This window comes from Pseudomonas sp. S3_B08 (assembly GCF_054667725.1).
The window spans coordinates 3,305,935-3,323,020 of sequence record NZ_CP162750.1 but is presented as its reverse complement, the minus strand read 5'-3'; the positions used below and the strand labels follow the sequence as shown (position 1 = coordinate 3,323,020).

Here is a 17,086-nt window from a genome sequence, read left to right as displayed (position 1 = left end):
TGAGGGCCTGCGTCATATTTGCCTCAATGGCCATAGCTGCTAGTGTCCGTGAAGCTCCGCTTTGTGCTTTTCGCCTTCCATGGACGAAGCAGAAACGACAGAAAGCGGCTCCCGGATCGGCTCAGGTAAAGAGGACAAGAACAATGCAACCTGATTTCTGGAATGACAAACGCCCGGCCGGCGTACCGCTGGACATCGACATGGGCGAGTTCAAGTCGGTCATCGAAGTGTTTGAGCGTTCCTGCAAGAAGTTCGCTGACCGCCCGGCGTTCAGCAGCATGGGCATCACCCTGACCTACGCCGAACTCGAACGCCAGAGTGCGGCGTTCGCCGGTTACCTGCAGGCCCATACCGATCTGGTGCCGGGGGATCGCATTGCGGTGCAGATGCCCAACGTCCTGCATTATCCGATTGCCGTGTTCGGCGCGCTGCGCGCCGGGCTGATCGTGGTCAACACCAACCCGTTGTATACGCCGCGCGAGATGCGCCACCAGTTCAAGGATTCCGGCGCACGCGCGCTGGTCTACCTGAATCTGTTCGGACAGAAAGTCCAGGAAGTGCTGCCCGACACCGACATCCAATATTTGATCGAAGCGAAGATGGGCGACCTGATGCCCACCGCCAAAGGCTGGCTGGTCAACACCGTGGTCAGCAAAGTGAAGAAACTGGTTCCCGAGTATTCGCTGCCGCAAGCGACCTCGTTCAAAAGCGCGCTGCGCATGGGGCGTGGTCTGGGCATCAAGCCGCTGAACGTCGGCCTCGATGACATCGCCGTGCTGCAATACACCGGCGGCACTACCGGCCTGGCCAAGGGCGCGATGCTCACCCACGGCAATCTGGTGGCGAACATGCAGCAGGTGCGCGCCTGTCTGGCTCAGCTCGGCCCGGACGGTCAGCCGCTGTTGCGCGAAGGCCAGGAGGTGATGATTGCGCCGCTGCCGCTGTACCACATCTATGCCTTCACTGCGAATTGCATGTGCATGATGGTCTCGGGCAACCACAACGTGTTGATCTCCAATCCGCGCGACATCGCCGGCTTCATCAAGGAACTGAAGAACTGGCGCTTCTCGGCGCTGCTGGGTTTGAACACCTTGTTCGTCGCGCTGATGGATCACCCTGACTTCAAGACCCTGGATTTCTCCAGCCTGAAGCTGACCAACTCCGGCGGCACCGCGCTGGTCAAGGCCACCGCCGAGCGCTGGGAGCAGATGACCGGTTGCCGTATCACCGAAGGCTACGGCCTGACCGAAACCTCGCCGGTGGCCTGCACCAACCCCTACGGCAATCAGTCGCGCCTGGGCACTGTCGGCCTGCCGGTGCCGGGCACGCTGGTGAAAATCATCAACGATGACGGCGTCGAACAGCCACTGGGCGAACGCGGCGAGCTGTGCATCAAAGGCCCGCAGATCATGAAGGGCTACTGGAACAAACCCGAAGCCACCGCCGAAGTGCTGGATGCCGAGGGCTGGTTCAAGTCCGGCGATATCGCCGTGATCGACCCGGACGGTTTCGTGCGCATCGTCGATCGCAAGAAGGACATGATCATTGTCTCCGGCTTCAACGTGTACCCCAACGAAATCGAAGACGTGGTCATGGCTCACCCGAAAGTCGCCAACTGCGCGGTGATCGGCGTGCCGGACGAACGTTCGGGGGAGGCGGTGAAGCTGTTTGTGGTGGCGCGGGAAACCGGGGTCAGCCTGGAAGAGCTGAAGGCGTACTGCAAAGAGAATTTCACGGCCTACAAGGTGCCGAAGCACATCGTGCTGCGTGAGTCGTTGCCGATGACGCCTGTAGGGAAAATTCTGCGGCGCGAGTTGCGGGATATCGCATAAAGGTTACGAGCGAAAAGATCGCAGCCTTCGGCAGCTCCTACAGGAAACGCATTCCAAATGCAGGAGCTGCCGAAGGCTGCGATCTTTTGCTTTTAAACCCCATGACTACGGGCTTTCACAGGGTAATAGGATTTTTGCTCTAAAATGACCGCTGGCAAGTCTTGAGTCATCAATATGACTGTAGGGGCCTCTTTTGGCTCTGGTCGACCCTTGGCAAAGCTGCTACTCTCGGCGCGCTTTGTGACTTCTCGGCCTGTAAAACGCCGGATTCACCAATACAAAACACACACCAATAATAATCGCATCAAATGCGGTGAAGAATTCGCGTTGCTGAGGAGTGGGCTTCCATGATCGAAGACTTTTGGAAGGATAAGTACCCGGCTGGAATCGCAGCCGAGATCAATCCAGACGAGTATCCGAACATTCAGGCAGTGTTGAAGCAATCCTGCCAACGCTTCGCCAACAAACCGGCTTTCAGCAACCTCGGCAAGACAATCACCTACGGTGAGCTGTACGAGCTGTCCGGTGCCTTTGCCGCGTATCTGCAACAGCATACCGACTTGCAGCCCGGTGATCGAATCGCCGTGCAACTGCCCAACGTCCTGCAGTACCCGGTCGCGGTCTTCGGTGCCATTCGCGCCGGGCTGATCGTGGTCAACACCAACCCGCTGTACACCGCGCGGGAAATGGAACACCAATTCAACGACTCCGGCGCCAAAGCCCTGGTGTGCCTGGCGAACATGGCGCACCTGGCCGAAGCCGTGGTGCCGAAGACCGGCGTCAAGCACGTCATCGTCACCGAAGTCGCCGACTTGCTGCCGCCGATCAAGCGCCTGCTGATCAACAGCGTCATCAAGTACGTGAAGAAAATGGTCCCGGCCTATCACTTGCCCAAAGCCATCAAGTTCAACGACGTCCTGAGCAAAGGCCACGGCCAGCCAGTGGCCGAAGCCAATCCGGACAGCGGCGATGTCGCAGTGCTGCAATACACCGGCGGCACCACCGGCGTGGCCAAGGGCGCGATGCTCACGCACCGCAACCTGGTCGCCAACATGCTGCAATGCAAGGCGCTGATGGGCTCCAACCTCAACGAAGGCTGCGAGATCCTGATCACGCCGCTGCCGCTGTATCACATCTATGCGTTCACCTTTCATTGCATGGCGATGATGCTGATCGGCAACCACAACATCCTGATCAGCAACCCGCGCGACCTGCCGGCGATGGTCAAGGAACTGTCGAAGTGGAAGTTCAGCGGTTTCGTCGGTCTGAACACGCTGTTCGTGGCGCTGTGCAACAACGAAGGTTTCCGCAAACTGGATTTCTCCGCGCTGAAAGTTACCCTGTCCGGCGGCATGGCCCTGCAACTGGCGGCGGCCGAGCGCTGGAAAGCCGTGACCGGTTGCGCCATCTGCGAAGGCTACGGCATGACCGAAACCAGCCCGGTGGCCACGGTCAACCCGATCCAGCACATCCAGATCGGCACCATCGGCATTCCGGTGCCGTCGACCCTGTGCAAAGTCATCGACGATGCCGGTGTCGAACAGCCGCTGGGCGAGATCGGCGAGCTGTGCGTCAAAGGCCCGCAAGTGATGAAGGGCTACTGGCAGCGTCAGGAAGCCACCGATGAAATGCTCGACAGCGACGGCTGGCTGAAAACCGGTGACATCGCGCTGATCCAGCCGGACGGCTACATGCGCATCGTCGATCGCAAGAAAGACATGATTCTGGTGTCTGGCTTCAACGTCTATCCGAACGAACTGGAAGACGTGCTGGCGACTTTGCCGGGCGTGTTGCAGTGCGCGGCGATCGGTGTGCCGGACGAGAAATCGGGTGAGGCGATCAAGATTTTCATCGTCGCCAAACCGGGCGTGACCCTGACCAAAGAGCAGGTCATGGACCACATGCGCGCCAACGTTACCGGCTACAAAGTGCCGCGCTCGGTGGAATTCCGCGATGCGCTGCCGACCACCAACGTCGGCAAGATCCTGCGCCGCGAATTGCGGGATGAAGAACTGAAGAAGATCAAGGCCAAGTCTGCCGCGTAAATAAAAAGCCCCGCAGATGCGGGGCTTTTTGTTGGGAAAGATTGGTGATTTGCAGCGTCTGGTAAATTCTACCCCCTCACCCCAACCCTCTCCCCCAAGGGGGCGAGGGGGAAGGGAGCCGATCTTCAAGCTTTTCAGAACCTGAGTTCGGCTCGATATTTCAGGTCGGCGTATTCCGTAAGAACAACCCGGTCGGTCCCCTCTCCCTCTGGGAGAGGGCTAGGGTGAGGGGAAGGGCTGACGCCACAAATCCTACTGACGAAACGGCGCAAAATTCACGTTGGTCCCCGCCGGACGCATGTCCTGCAGGTACGAATCCTTGTCCGCACTCAATTCCAGGCTCAGCGCCGCCTTGCGTTTGCCTTCATTGCGAATCACCAGGCCTTCGAGCTTTTCGCGCAGGAACACCGTCGGCACTTTCAGGTGCAGCAACTCATCGGTGGCCGGGGTGTGCAGCAGCAAGTGAATCCACTCGTACTGACCGATGGGCAGACGCGACACCGGCAGGTCGAACCACCAGATATTGCGGTTGCGGTTCAGTTCGGCGAAGTGGCAGTTGTTGGTGCCGAGCACGGCGCCGCCCAGTTCCTGGTTGCGACGGGCGATGGCCTGGGTTTTATTGAGCTTCATGACATTCCTGCGAATCGGTGTGCCGGGCGCGACGCCCGTAGGCTGAGCATTCTCGGGGCAACGCCGGCAAACATAAAGCGCAACCTGCGCGCCACGACGAAATGCCGGCAAAATAAATGAAACTCGGCGCAAAGCGCACCGGTCAATCGTTACGTAATGACTTTTCTTCCCTATATGCATCACGGAGAAACACCATGAGTAGCACAGGCGATAAAGTAAAAGGCATGGCCAACGAAGCCGTCGGTAACGTCAAGCAAGGCGTCGGCAAGGTCACTGACAACGACAAGCTGCGCGCCGAAGGCAAGGTTCAAGAGAAAAAAGGCGAAGCCCAGCAAGCGGTTGGCAACGCCAAGGACGCTGTGAAAAAAGGCGTCGACAAGGCGTAAGCGAGCCTTGAACGAATCACACGAGCGGCCATCCAAGGATGGCCGTTTTTGTATCAGAACCCTGCGGTCATCCGCCGAAGGATCGCCAAGTAGGCTACCTTGAGGTAAAAAACGGCCCCTGAGTCGCCACGACTTCAACCTTTTGCGGCGCAAGGAGACGCGAATGATATTTCCGGACATGAAAGGTCTGCCCCTGCACCGGGTGATGGTGCGCACGGTCACTGAGTTCGTCGATGACGAAATGTCGACCTACGCCTCGGCGCTGGCCTACCAGATGCTGTTCTCGCTGTTTCCGTTCATTCTTTTCCTGATTGCCCTGATCGGTTTCCTGCACCTGCCAGACTTCTTTTCCTGGCTGCGTCTGCAATCTGAACTGGTGCTGCCACCGCAGGCACTGGAGCAGGTCAACCCGGTGATCGACCAGTTGCAGCAATCCAAGGGTGGCCTGCTGTCCATCGGTATCGTTATTGCGCTGTACACCGCGTCCGCCGGCGTGCGCCTGATGATGAGCGCAATGAATGCCGCCTACGACGTGGTCGAAGGCCGGCCGATCTGGAAGCGCTTCCCGTTGTCGATCGTCTACACCGTCGGCATCGCCGGCATGCTGCTGATCGCCGCTGCGCTGATGGTGCTCGGGCCGCAGGTGATGGGCTGGATTGCCGCACAAGTGGGACTGGAATACTTCATCGTCACGGTGTGGACGATCGCCCGCTGGCCGGTGATCGTGATTCTGATGATGGTCGCGGTGGCGCTGATCTATTACGTGATGCCCGACGTCAAACAGGAATTCCGTTTTATCACCCCAGGTTCGGTGCTGGCTGTGGTGGTGTGGATCCTCGCCTCGCTGGGTTTTGCCTTCTACGTGAAAACCTTCGCCAACTACAACGCGATGTATGGCAGCATCGGGGCGATCATCGTGCTCTTGCTGTATTTCTACATTTCCTCCGCAGTCCTGTTGCTCGGCGCGGAGATGAATGCAGTGATCGAGCACATGTCCGCCGAAGGCAAGGAAAAGGGCGAAAAAGCCCCTGGCGAGCCTGACGAATCCCCCAAACAACACGTCTCGGGCCTGGGCCGCGATCATTCGCTCAAGCCGGACACTGATGAAGCCCGAACATGATTCGTGAAATTCTGAAAATGGGTGACGAGCGCCTGCTGCGCATCGCCGCGCCGGTACCACCGGAAATGTTCAACAGCGCCGAGCTCTGGCAACTGATCGATGACATGTTCCAGACCATGGAAAGCGTCGGCGGCGTTGGCCTCGCGGCGCCGCAGATTGGCGTCGACCTGCAACTGGTGATCTTCGGCTTCGAACACAGCGAGCGTTACCCGGATGCTGAAGCAGTGCCGCAGACGATCCTGATCAACCCGCTGATCACGCCGTTGAATCCGTTGATGGAAGAGGGCTTCGAAGGTTGTCTGTCGGTGCCCGGCCTGCGCGGCGCGGTGGAGCGTTATCAGCAGATTCGCTACGAAGGCTTTGATCCCAAGGGCGAGCCGATCGTGCGAGTGGCCTCGGGGTTTCATGCACGGGTGGTGCAGCATGAATGCGATCACCTGATCGGCCGGCTGTATCCGTCGCGGATTACCGATTACAGCAAGTTCGGCTTTACCGAAGTGCTGTTTCCGGATCTTGATCCCAACGCTGACGACTGATTGTCAGAACACCATCAACCCCTGTGGGAGCGAGCCTGCTCGCGAACGCGGAGTATCAGAACCAAATTCGGCGCTGACACACCGCATTCGCGAGCAGGCTCGCTCCCACAGGGTTTCAGCGTAAATCTGCGGGATTGAGCCTCATCGCAATCATCGGCTTGCTCCGCGCATACCGGCTCAACCGCTCGGCCATCGCCTGCGGCAGCGGCGGATCGAAGCTGAACCCGCTTCGCTCATAAAACCCGCGCAAATCCGGATGGCAAAACAGCCACACCGGCTCGTCCACCTGGGCAACCGCCGCTGCAATCAACTGCGCAGCGACACCTTGTTCCCGACACTGCGGATCGACAAACAACCCCGTCAGCCAGTGCCCACCGGATACCGGCCGCAGACACAGCGCCGCAACGATCTCGCCGCGCCTTGCCACCCACAGCTGCGCCTCGCGCACGGCTTTCATCGACGACTGGTGGCTGCGGTAGAACTTGTTCATCAGCGGCCACAACGATTCGTCGAGCTGGCTGTAGTGGATATCGGACATGGTTCGGGCTGTCGCTGGGAAAAGCGCCGATTATAAAAGAACGCACGCTCCGGGATAGGTGTATACCTGAACTCACACCCCTGTGAGTGGAGTACCGATCATGTCCAAAGGTATGGATTCAAAGAAAGCCGCGAAGAAGAAGCCGGCCAAGACCGCGATTGAAAAACGCGCAGAGAAGAAAGCCAAGAAGGTCGATATTTTCGGCCATTGATCAAACCATGCGGAAGCCCGGTTCACGGGCTCCCGCCTCGCTGGCGAAAACGTCCGTTTTCACCACACTGTTTCCCGCGCTGAACCGTTTCTTGTGCAAAAAATGCCAGATACTGGCCGACTAGTGGCCTTGCGCCCGGCGTTCGGCTGGCTATGCTTGCAGGTAACTAACCATGTCGACCGTCATGCCAACAGGCGACGGCACAGGTTGGTCCGTGATTCATGCTGCCAGAGTGCGCAAATAAAGGCACCGACACTGAACCAACAAGGAGCGTCACCAACATGGAAGTTCTTCACGTTAGGGCTGGCCCGAGTGCGGGCTATCAAGAAAAGGATGTCTTGATCAGAGCGTCGCTGCAGGGACCCTCCGATTGATCATCATTTATTACCTGACAACTTCCTCCCGTGGAGGAAGGCGTGTGCCTGTTCTGTGGAACGTAGTGGTGGATCTTGAAAGACCTGAACTTTCATCAAATCAAAAGAACGCGCGGAAGGTGATACAACCATGTTCAACCTACATCACAAGGCTGACCTGCGGGAAATCGAGCGTTTCAGTTGTGCGCTGACTGAGGCCAACGCGAAAATCGAAGCGATCAGCCGCTCGATGGCGATGATCGAGTTCACTCCGGACGGCATCGTTCTCGACGCCAACGAGAACTTCTGCAAGACCATGGGCTACAGCGCCGAAGAAGTGCGCGGCAAACACCATCGGATCTTCTGCGAAGAAAGCTTTTATCGCAGCGAGGACTACGCGAAGTTGTGGCGCGACCTGGCCCGTGGTGAACCGCTCAGCGGCACTTTCCTGCGTCTGAACAAGAGTGGCCGGGAGATCTGGCTTGAAGCCAGTTACATGCCGGTATTCGGTCCCGACAAACAGGTCAGAAGTGTGATCAAGGTTGCGGCGGACATCACCGCACGCATCAACAAAGAGCATGAAGAAGAAGCCATGCTGGCGGCGATCGGCCGTTCCATGGCGGTGATCGAGTTCACCCCCGAAGGCAATGTCATCCGCGCCAACGACAACTTTTTGCAGACCATGCAGTACGCGCACCCTGAAATTGTCGGCCAGCACCACAGCCTGTTCTGTCACCGCGCCGAAGCCGAATCCGCGCAGTACAAGGCGTTCTGGGCTTCGCTCAATCGCGGCGAATATCACTCGCACCGTTTCGAGCGCAAGAACAAGTCCGGGCAGATGGTTTATCTGGAGGCTTCGTATAACCCGCTGTTCGACGCCAAGGGCCGCTTGTACAAAGTGGTCAAGTTCGCCAGCGACATCACTCGGCAAATGACCACTCTGCAGAACGCTGCGGAATCGGCCCACAGTACCTCGGTGCAAAACGACGCCTGCGCGCAGAAAGGCTCACAGGTGGTGCAGCAGACCGTGCAGATCATTCAGGACATTTCCCGCGATCTGAATGAAGCGGCGGTGAGCATCGATGCGGTCAGCAAACAGTCGGACATCATCGGCACCATCGTCCAGACCATTCGCGGCATTGCCGATCAGACCAATTTGCTGGCGCTCAACGCCGCGATCGAAGCCGCGCGTGCCGGTGAGCATGGACGCGGTTTTGCCGTCGTCGCCGATGAGGTGCGCAGCCTCGCCGCGCGGACCAGTCAGGCCACTCTGGAAATTGTCGACGTGGTGCGCAAGAACCACGACCTGTCGCTGAGCGCAGTGTCGAGCATGCAGTCGAGTCTGAGCCGCACCGGGCTGGGCGTGGAACTGGCCAACGAAGCGGGCGAGGTGATCCTGGAAATCCAGCAAGGCTCGCGGCATGTGGTGGATGCGATCAGCCAGTTCAATGAAACCCTGCAATTGAACTGAGCTGTTTCAACATCACCAATAACCAATGTGGGAGCGAGCCTGCTCGCGAAAGCGTTGTGTCAGTCAAGCCTATAGCCACTGACACGACGCCTTCGCGAGCAGGCTCGCTCCCACAGGTGAGTCCTGTGTTGGCCGTCAACGATGGGCAATATTTTCCAGTGCCAGATTACGCGTACGCGGGCCGAACCAGCCGATGGTCAGCATCACGATCAGCATGCTGCTGACGATGAACGCCAGTACCCCCGGCGTGCCGAAGTTATCCAGGAACATGCCGATCAGCAGACTGCTGAACACCGTCGACAAGCGACTGAACGAATAGCAGAACCCGACCGCGCGGGCGCGGATGTTGGTCGGGAACAGCTCGCTTTGATAGGAGTGATAACTGAAGCTCAGCCAGGCGTTGCAGAAGGTGATCATCACACCGCAGAAAATCAGCCCGAAGGCGCTGGTCTGCAGGGCGAACAGGGTGCCGAAGGTCATCGCGCCGAGCGCCGAGCCGACGATTTGCCATTTGTTCTCGAAACGGTTGGCGAACTTCACAAACAGCAACGGCCCGAGCGGGTAGGCGAGGGTGATGATGAACGCATACATCAGACTGTGGGTGACGCTCACGCCCTGGCCGGAAAGCAGCGCCGGCAACCAGTTGCCGAAACCGAAGAAACCGATCGCCTGAAAGATATGAAAAACGATCAGCATCAACGCGCGGCGGCGGTAGGGCGGCTGCCAGATATCGGCGAAACGGCCCTTGCCTTCGACATCGACCGGCACCGGTTCCGGCGCATCCAGCGCTTTGCCGTAATCCTTGGCGCAGCGCGCTTCGAGATGGTGGAGGATCCGATTGGCCTCATCGAACCGACCGTGTTGCGCCAGCCAGCGCGGCGATTCCGGCAAACGCTTGCGCAGCCACCAGATAAACAGCGCAAACACCGCGCTGGCCAGCACCACCCAACGCCAGCCGGACACCCCGAACGGCGCTTGCGGCACCAGCCACCACGACATCAAGGCCACCGCCGGCACCGAGAGGAACTGCACGAAAAACGCAAAGGCGAACGCCGAGCTGCGCATGCGTTTAGGGACCAGTTCCGAGAGGTAGGCATCGATCGTCACCAATTCGATACCCAAGCCGATGCCGACCAGAAAACGCATGCCGATGATGCCCAGCGCTGAGGTCTGAATCCCCATCAGGACTGTCGCCACCGTGTACCAGATCAGCGCGAAGGTGAAGATTGCCCGGCGACCGAAGCGATCCGCCAACGGACTGAGCAGACTGGCGCCGAGGAACAGGCCGAGGAACGTCGCCGAGGCGAACGCCGCCTGATCGGAGAAGCCGAACACCCCCTGACTGCCAGTGGCGAACAGGCCGTCGCGAATCAGCCCGGGACTGATGTAGGCGGTCTGGAACAGATCGTAGAGTTCGAAAAATCCACCGATCGACAGCAGCGCCACCAGACGCCAGATGGTGGCGACGGCGGGCAGACGGTCGATGCGGGCGGAAATCTCGGCGGCGCGTACCGGGTCGATGCCGTCACTGTGCGCGGCGGCGGAAGCGTGAGCAGTCATAAGCTGATCCATTTTTTATTGATGGAAAAGCTTAGCCTGCTATCGGAATTGATGGATTGTGAATATCAGCGGTTTACCCGGTCAAACCGCTGATTTCTCGCAATATCTGCTTACGAATTAGCGATTTATGCCGCAGCGGCAGAATCCGGCAGCGCCGAATTCGGCAGGCCGAAGATCCGGTCAAACAGCCAGTTGAACACGAAGGTGTAGCACGGGATGAAAATGATCAGTGCCAGATCCAGCAGGAACGCCTGCACCAGACTGATGTTCATCCACCACGCGATCAACGGAATCAGAAACACGATCAGCGTCAGTTGAAAGCCGACCGCGTGGGCGATGCGCCGTTTGACCGTACGGGTGCGCGAGATCTGGCGACTTTCCCAGCGCTCGAACAACGAGGTGTAGATGAAATTCCAGGTCACGGCGATGCTGGTGATGATCACCGCCAGCGGCCCGGTGCTGCCAGGAGATGTGCCCGAGAGCAACGCCAGACCGAGGGCCGAGAAGGTCATGCCGATCACTTCGTAGAGCGACACGTAGACCAGTTTGCGTTTCACGCCTTGCATGCAGATTTGCCTCTTTCTTGCCGAATGTTGGCCAGCGGGGCTGGCGAAGGCGAGCAAAGATAGCTTCAATAGACCTGACAGAAAAAGTCGGTAGCTTTCAGTTTTATTGATAGGTGAGGCATTTGAATTTCAGCAGCGACAGCATCGAATTATTTCTCGCGGTGATCGAGCGCGGCTCGTTTTCCGCCGCCGCGCGGCAGTTGGGCAAGGTGCCGTCGGCAGTAAGCATGGGCATCGCCAATCTTGAAGCGGAACTCGGTTACCCGCTGTTCGACCGCAGTCATCGTGAGCCGCAACCGACGGCGATGGCGCAGTCGTTGGTGCCCCACGCGCGACTGATCGCCGAGCAGCTCAAGCAGCTGCAGGTGCACGCGGTGGAGCTGTCGCTGGGGCTGGAAAGCAGGTTGTCGATTGGCGTGGTTGCGGACATGGATCGACACCGCTTGCTGGCAGCGATCAAGGTGATTGCCGAGCGGCATCCGTTGCTCGATATCGAAGTGCTGACTGCGCCACAGGATGATGTGCTGGCGATGTTGCACACTGGCCGGGTCAGCGTGTGTCTGGCGTTTGCCGGGTTAAGTGTCAATGCGCTGGAGCGGTTTCAGTTCGTCGGCAGCGAACGCATGATCGCGACGCTGGCGGCGGACAGCCCGTTGTTGCAAGGGCGGGATGTGTTTCTCGAAGATCTGGTGCAGGTGCGGCAGATCATCGTCGCCAGCCGCGACTTGCCGATCAGCGAGACGCGGCCATTGGTGGCTGAATCCTACTGGCGTACGGACAATCTCGAGACGGCGATGGAAATGGTTGAAGCGGGATTGGGCTGGGGGAATTTTCCGCTGTCGGTGGTGCAGCCGTGGCTGGACGCGGGACGCTTGAAGCGGCTGAATTTTCGCAACATCGAAAATGGCCTGGTGCTGCCGGTGCATGCGGTGTGGCTCAAGAGCCAGCCCTTGCAGAAGGGCGCGCAGGCGTTGGTCGACCTGCTCAGCCATTGAATTTGGTAGATATCCCCTGTGGGAGCGAGCCTGCTCGCGAAGGCGTCGTGTCAGCTGTATCAATACTGACTGACCCACCGCTTTCGCGAGCAGGCTCGCTCCCACAAGGGTTGTGTTTCAACTCAGCATTTGTGAAGGGTCAGGTACTCTCGCGCACCTTCAGCTCAAACCCCATATCCTCCATCGGGCGCGCCACTTTGTTGCCCGCCATTAACGTGAGCATCTGCTCCGCCGCGCGCCGGCCGATCGCCTCGCGCGGCGTGTTGATGCTGCTCAGGCGCGGGACCATGTGCTCGGACATCGGCAAGTCGTTGAAACCCAGAATCGCCACTTGCTCGGGAATCTTGATGCCGTTACGCAACGCTTCCAGGAGCGCACCCTGGGCCAAGTCGTCGTTGCCGAAGAAAATCGCATCAACATCCGGATGCGCCGCCAGCAATTGCAGGAACAGCTCGCCGCCCAAGCCCACCGACGAAGCACGTGGCGTCAGCACTTCCAGATCCGGGTCGTAACGGCCTGCCTTCTGCAACGCCTTGCGGAAACCCTCACCGCGCAGCAGGGTGCGCTGGTCCAGCTGCGCGCCGATGTACGCCAGACGTTTACGCCCACGGGACAGGAGATGTTCGGCGGCAGTTTCACCCGCGCTCAACTGCGATAAGCCTACGCAATTGACTCCGGCAGCACTGTCCAGCTCCATCATGTACACGCAGGGAATGTTGCTGGCCTCGATCATCCGCCGCGAACTTTCCGTGCGATCAAAACCGGTCAGCAGAAACCCGCGCGGCTGATAAGCCATGTAATTGCGCAGCAGGTTTTCTTCTTCATCGCGCGAATAGTGGAAGTTGCCGATCAGCACTTCGAAGCCTTTGGGCGTCAGCACCCGATGAATGGCTTCCAGCGTGTCGATGAACAGCAGGTTGGACAGTGACGGCACCAGCACCACCACCGAATGGCTCTGCGCCGAGGCCAGTGCGCGGGCGGCGGGGTTGACTACATAATTGAGTTCAAGCGCAGCTTTCTGCACTTTTTCCACCAGTTCGGTGGCCACCGTGCTTACCCCGCGCAAGGCGCGCGAGGCAGTGATCGGGCTGACGCCGGCCAGGCGGGCTACTTCGTTGAGGGTCGGACGGCCGGTGGTGCGGGTATTTTTATCGTTCTTGGGGGAGGTCATCGGGCGGCTTGCCAAACAAAAATCAAGGCACTAAGGTAGCGCTGTCCTGATGCAGCTGCAAATGCGTGAGCGCGGTCCTGCCTGATCTGTGCTCTTTGGCGTCGGGAACAAACCTGCTGCAACCCAAAAAAACGACAAGAAGGCGTCGGCAACTTCTGCCTGTGCACTAGAGTCATAGCTAGCAAAGGTAGCGCTGTCTGCGCGCTGAGGTGTTATATGAGTCATCCCATCACCGCCCTGGTCATCATGGGCGTTGCCGGTTGCGGCAAGACGTGCGTCAGCCAGGCCCTGTGCCATTTGAGCGGCGCCACTGCCATTGAAGGCGATACTTTCCATCCGGCCGCGAACATCGAAAAGATGAGCGCGGGGATCCCCCTGAACGACGAAGACCGCGCCGGCTGGCTCGACAGCCTGTGCGATGAACTGCGTCGCGTCGATGCCCAAGGCCAGCGCCCGGTGTTGACCTGCTCGGCCCTTAAACACAGTTACCGCGAACGTCTGCGCAGTGCCCTGCCTGGCCTGGGTTTCGTGTTTCTTGAATTGACTCCGGAAGTCGCCGCCGAGCGCGTATCGCACCGCCCGGGCCACTTCATGCCGGCGACGTTGATCGAAAGCCAGTTCGCCACCCTCGAATCGCCCAAGGGCGAGCCGCTGACTCTGCCGCTCAATGCCTCGATTCACAGCGTTGAAGAGCTGGCCCTGCAGGCTCACGTCTGGTGGCAGGCCAACGGCCTGAAACAGGCGATATGAGCATGTTGAAAAAGACAGCGCTGTCCTCCCGACTTCTGTTCAACCCGCTTTAATAACAACAACAATCCAGGAGACACCCCCCATGTTTGGCATGTCCCACGAGACGTTCCTGCTGCTCGATGCAGTGGTCACGGTAATCGGCCTGATTATCCTGATCACCAAATTCAAGATTCACCCTTTTATCGCCCTGACCATCGCCGCCGCCTTCCTCGGCCTGACTTCCGGCATGCCGATCAACACCATCATCAAGGCGTTCCAGGACGGCTTCGGTGGCGTGCTCGGTTTCGTCGGCATCATCCTCGCCCTGGGCACCATGCTCGGCAAAATGATGGCCGAATCCGGCGGCGCCGATCAGATCGCCCAGACCCTGATTCGCGCCTTCGGCAAGGACAAGGTGCAGTGGGCGATGATGTTCGCTGCGTTCCTGGTGGGTATCCCGCTGTTCTTCGAAATCGGCTTCGTGCTGCTGATTCCGCTGGTGTTCATCGTTGCCCGTCGTACCGGTGTGTCGATCATCAAGATCGGTATCCCGCTGCTCGCCGGCCTCTCTGCGGTGCACGGTCTGGTACCGCCGCACCCAGGCCCGCTGCTGGCCATCGGCGTGTTCGGCGCTGACATCGGCAAGACCATTCTCTACGGTCTGATCGTCGCGCTGCCGACCGCCATCATTGCCGGTCCGATCTTCGGTACATTCATCGCCAAGCACATTCCTGGCCACCCGAATCAGGAGCTGGTCGATCAACTGGCCCGCGAAAACGATTCGGCCAACCTGCCGAGCTTCAGCATCACCCTGGTCACCGTGCTGTTGCCGGTGTTCCTGATGCTGCTGAAAACCTTCGCTGACGTGGCACTGCCGGACGGCAACTTCTTCCGCATCTGGATGGACATGATCGGCCACCCGATCTCCGCATTGCTGCTGGCGCTGCTGCTGTCGCTGTACACCTTCGGCTACAAGCAGGGCATCGGTTCCAACCAGATGCTCAAATGGCTCGACGCAAGCCTGGCGCCAACCGCCGCGATCATTCTGATCATTGGTGCGGGCGGTGGCTTCAAGCAGATGCTGGTGACCAGTGGCGTGGGTGACGTGATCGGCCACATGGCGGTCAGCGCGCAGATCTCGCCGATCCTGCTGGCCTGGCTGGTAGCGGCGGTAATCCGTATTGCAACCGGTTCGGCGACTGTGGCGACCATCACTGGCGCCGGCATTGTGGTGCCGGTTGTCGGCATGATTCCGGGCGTCAACCGTGAGCTGCTGGTGCTGGCCACCGGCGCCGGTTCGCTGATTCTGTCCCACGTCAACGACGCAGGTTTCTGGCTGGTCAAGCAGTACTTCAACATGACTGTGGCCGAAACCTTCAAGACCTGGACCGCGATGGAAACCATTCTGTCGGTAGTGGGCCTGGGCTTTATCCTGCTGTTGTCGCTGTTCGTTTAAGCGGCAGTTTGCAGGCACAAAAAAACCGCAGTGATGCGGTTTTTTTGTGGGTGGATTTCGTGGTTCACCCAAAACCAATGTGGGAGCGAGCCTGCTCGCGAAGGGGCCAGGTCAGCCAGCCAATATGCTGACTGACCCACCGCTTTCGCGAGCAGGCTCGCTCCCACAGGGGGCAGGTGTCAGGCAGGAGATTTCGGATTGAAGCCATCCGCGCGGAACATCCCGCGAATCCCGCGCACGGCCTGACGAATGCGGTCCTGATTTTCGATCAGGGCGAAGCGCACGTGATCATCGCCGTACTCGCCAAAACCCACGCCCGGCGAAACGCAGACCTTGGCCTCGGCCAGCAGTTTCTTGGCGAACTCCAGCGAACCCAGATGCGCATACGCCTCGGGAATCTTCGCCCAGACATACATCGACGCTTTCGGATTCTCGACCATCCAGCCCAGCTCATGCAGGCCTTTGACCAGCACGTTGCGCCGCTGACGATACTGCTCGGCGATGTCGCGCACGCACTGTTGATCGCCTTCCAGCGCGGCAATCGCCGCCACTTGCAGCGGGGTGAAGGTGCCGTAGTCGTGGTAGCTCTTGATCCGCGCCAGGGCGCTGACCAGTTCCGGGTTGCCGACCATGAACCCGATGCGCCAGCCGGCCATGTTGTAGCTCTTGGACAGGGTGAAAAACTCCACCGCAATGTCCTTGGCCCCTGGCACCTGCATGATCGACGGGGCTTTCCAGCCGTCGTAGACAATGTCGGCGTAAGCCAGGTCGTGGATGACCAAAACGTCGTACTGCTTGGCGAGCGCGATCACCCGTTCGAAGAAATCCAGCTCCACGCACTGCGCGGTCGGATTGGACGGGAAACCGAGGATCATCATTTTCGGCTTGGGGATCGAGCCGCGAATGGCCCGTTCCAGTTCATCGAAGAAATCCACGCCCGGCACCAGCGGCACCGAACGCACCTGAGCGCCGGCAATCACTGCGCCGTAAATGTGGATCGGATAGCTCGGGTTCGGCACCAGCACGGTGTCGCCCTGGTCCAGGGTCGCCAGCATCAAATGCGCCAGGCCTTCCTTGGAACCGATGGTGACAATGGCTTCGCTTTCCGGGTCGATATCGACTTCGTAGCGCTGCTTGTACCAGTTGGAAATCGCCCGGCGCAGGCGCGGAATGCCCTTGGACGTCGAGTAACCGTGGGTGTCTTCACGTTGGGCGACCTGCACCAGTTTTTCGACAATGTGCGGCGGCGTGGCGCCGTCGGGATTGCCCATGCTCAGGTCGATGATGTCTTCACCACGGCGGCGAGCGGCCATCTTCAGCTCGGCGGTGATGTTGAACACGTAAGGGGGGAGTCGATCTATGCGCGCAAAGCGGCGCGGCGAACCTTGTTCGGCCATTGTTGCCTCGGATAACGTAAGCGCCCGGAACCGTCCGAGCGACGCTGGTCACTGCGGTGACCTGTGGCGGAAGATAAGGGCAGTGATGGC

15 protein-coding genes and 1 pseudogene are annotated in these 17,086 nt (G+C 59.3%); 10 read left to right on the top strand and 6 right to left on the bottom strand.

Features of this window, described 5'->3' with window-relative positions; translation table 11 throughout:
- Positions 1–143 precede the first annotated feature (143 nt).
- Both fadD2 and fadD1 read left to right on the top strand, forming a co-directional pair.
- A complete protein-coding gene (gene fadD2 / locus AB4N73_RS15045; RefSeq protein WP_150741962.1) occupies positions 144–1,832 on the top strand; it encodes a long-chain-fatty-acid--CoA ligase FadD2 in 1,689 nt (562 codons plus the stop codon).
- Between the two features lie 347 nt (positions 1,833–2,179).
- Positions 2,180–3,877: a long-chain-fatty-acid--CoA ligase FadD1 gene (fadD1, locus tag AB4N73_RS15040; protein ID WP_024014053.1), complete on the top strand. Its 1,698-nt coding sequence runs from the start codon at positions 2,180–2,182 to the stop codon at positions 3,875–3,877.
- Positions 3,878–4,129: 252 nt separating this feature from the next.
- Here fadD1 and AB4N73_RS15035 read toward each other — a convergent pair whose 3' ends face one another.
- The gene (locus AB4N73_RS15035; RefSeq protein ID WP_460142252.1) at positions 4,130–4,507 is read right to left on the bottom strand and encodes a hypothetical protein; all 378 of its coding nucleotides are present in this window, start codon (positions 4,505–4,507) and stop codon (positions 4,130–4,132) included.
- 194 nt (positions 4,508–4,701) lie between these two features.
- Between AB4N73_RS15035 and AB4N73_RS15030 the strand changes: the two genes are divergently transcribed.
- The 3 genes from AB4N73_RS15030 (at position 4,702) to def (ending at position 6,549) form a co-directional block, all read left to right on the top strand.
- Positions 4,702–4,893, top strand: a complete 192-nt coding sequence (locus AB4N73_RS15030) for a CsbD family protein (protein WP_041479186.1) — start codon at positions 4,702–4,704, stop codon at positions 4,891–4,893.
- Positions 4,894–5,056: 163 nt separating this feature from the next.
- Positions 5,057–6,013 (top strand): YihY/virulence factor BrkB family protein, encoded by a 957-nt coding sequence (locus tag AB4N73_RS15025; RefSeq protein ID WP_150637508.1) that lies wholly within the window; start codon positions 5,057–5,059, stop codon positions 6,011–6,013.
- Positions 6,010–6,549, top strand: coding sequence for a peptide deformylase (gene def / locus AB4N73_RS15020; RefSeq protein WP_423523029.1), 540 nt, complete (start codon positions 6,010–6,012; stop codon positions 6,547–6,549). The genes AB4N73_RS15025 and def overlap by 4 nt, the downstream gene beginning before the upstream one ends.
- 115 nt (positions 6,550–6,664) lie before the next feature.
- Here the strand turns inward: def and AB4N73_RS15015 are convergent, their stop codons facing one another.
- Entirely contained in the window at positions 6,665–7,087 is a 423-nt protein-coding gene (locus AB4N73_RS15015) for a GNAT family N-acetyltransferase (protein WP_460142251.1), read from the bottom strand.
- Between the two features lie 715 nt (positions 7,088–7,802).
- Here AB4N73_RS15015 and AB4N73_RS15010 point away from each other — a divergent pair.
- A pseudogene (locus AB4N73_RS15010) lies at positions 7,803–8,576 on the top strand (PAS domain-containing protein); the annotation flags it as partial.
- A 6-nt stretch (positions 8,577–8,582) separates the two neighbouring features.
- Positions 8,583–9,122 carry a methyl-accepting chemotaxis protein gene (locus AB4N73_RS15005; protein WP_223259141.1) on the top strand — a complete coding sequence of 180 codons (540 nt, stop codon included), beginning with the start codon at positions 8,583–8,585 and terminating at the stop codon, positions 9,120–9,122.
- Positions 9,123–9,257: 135 nt separating this feature from the next.
- On the opposite strand, the gene AB4N73_RS15000 is transcribed toward AB4N73_RS15005, so the two are convergent.
- Together AB4N73_RS15000 and AB4N73_RS14995 are read right to left on the bottom strand one after the other, a co-directional pair.
- The gene (locus AB4N73_RS15000) at positions 9,258–10,682 is read right to left on the bottom strand and encodes an MFS transporter (RefSeq protein WP_460142250.1); all 1,425 of its coding nucleotides are present in this window, start codon (positions 10,680–10,682) and stop codon (positions 9,258–9,260) included.
- 125 nt (positions 10,683–10,807) lie between these two features.
- On the bottom strand, positions 10,808–11,248 hold the full coding sequence (locus tag AB4N73_RS14995) for a PACE efflux transporter (RefSeq protein WP_041479195.1): 441 nt from the start codon (positions 11,246–11,248) through the stop codon (positions 10,808–10,810).
- A gap of 122 nt (positions 11,249–11,370) precedes the next feature.
- Between AB4N73_RS14995 and AB4N73_RS14990 the strand changes: the two genes are divergently transcribed.
- A complete protein-coding gene (locus AB4N73_RS14990; RefSeq protein ID WP_056787986.1) occupies positions 11,371–12,243 on the top strand; it encodes a LysR family transcriptional regulator in 873 nt (290 codons plus the stop codon).
- Positions 12,244–12,382: 139 nt separating this feature from the next.
- Here AB4N73_RS14990 and gntR read toward each other — a convergent pair whose 3' ends face one another.
- Positions 12,383–13,414, bottom strand: a complete 1,032-nt coding sequence (gene gntR, locus AB4N73_RS14985) for an HTH-type transcriptional regulator GntR (RefSeq protein ID WP_460142249.1) — start codon at positions 13,412–13,414, stop codon at positions 12,383–12,385.
- A 216-nt stretch (positions 13,415–13,630) separates the two neighbouring features.
- Here gntR and AB4N73_RS14980 point away from each other — a divergent pair, with 216 nt between their 5' ends.
- Both AB4N73_RS14980 and AB4N73_RS14975 read left to right on the top strand, forming a co-directional pair.
- Positions 13,631–14,164, top strand: coding sequence for a gluconokinase (locus AB4N73_RS14980; RefSeq protein ID WP_041479197.1), 534 nt, complete (start codon positions 13,631–13,633; stop codon positions 14,162–14,164).
- A gap of 82 nt (positions 14,165–14,246) precedes the next feature.
- Positions 14,247–15,599: a GntP family permease gene (locus AB4N73_RS14975; RefSeq protein ID WP_016773551.1), complete on the top strand. Its 1,353-nt coding sequence runs from the start codon at positions 14,247–14,249 to the stop codon at positions 15,597–15,599.
- A 179-nt stretch (positions 15,600–15,778) separates the two neighbouring features.
- Here the strand turns inward: AB4N73_RS14975 and alaC are convergent, their stop codons facing one another.
- The gene (alaC, locus tag AB4N73_RS14970; protein WP_056787993.1) at positions 15,779–16,996 is read right to left on the bottom strand and encodes an alanine transaminase; all 1,218 of its coding nucleotides are present in this window, start codon (positions 16,994–16,996) and stop codon (positions 15,779–15,781) included.
- Between the last annotated feature and the right edge of the window lie 90 nt (positions 16,997–17,086).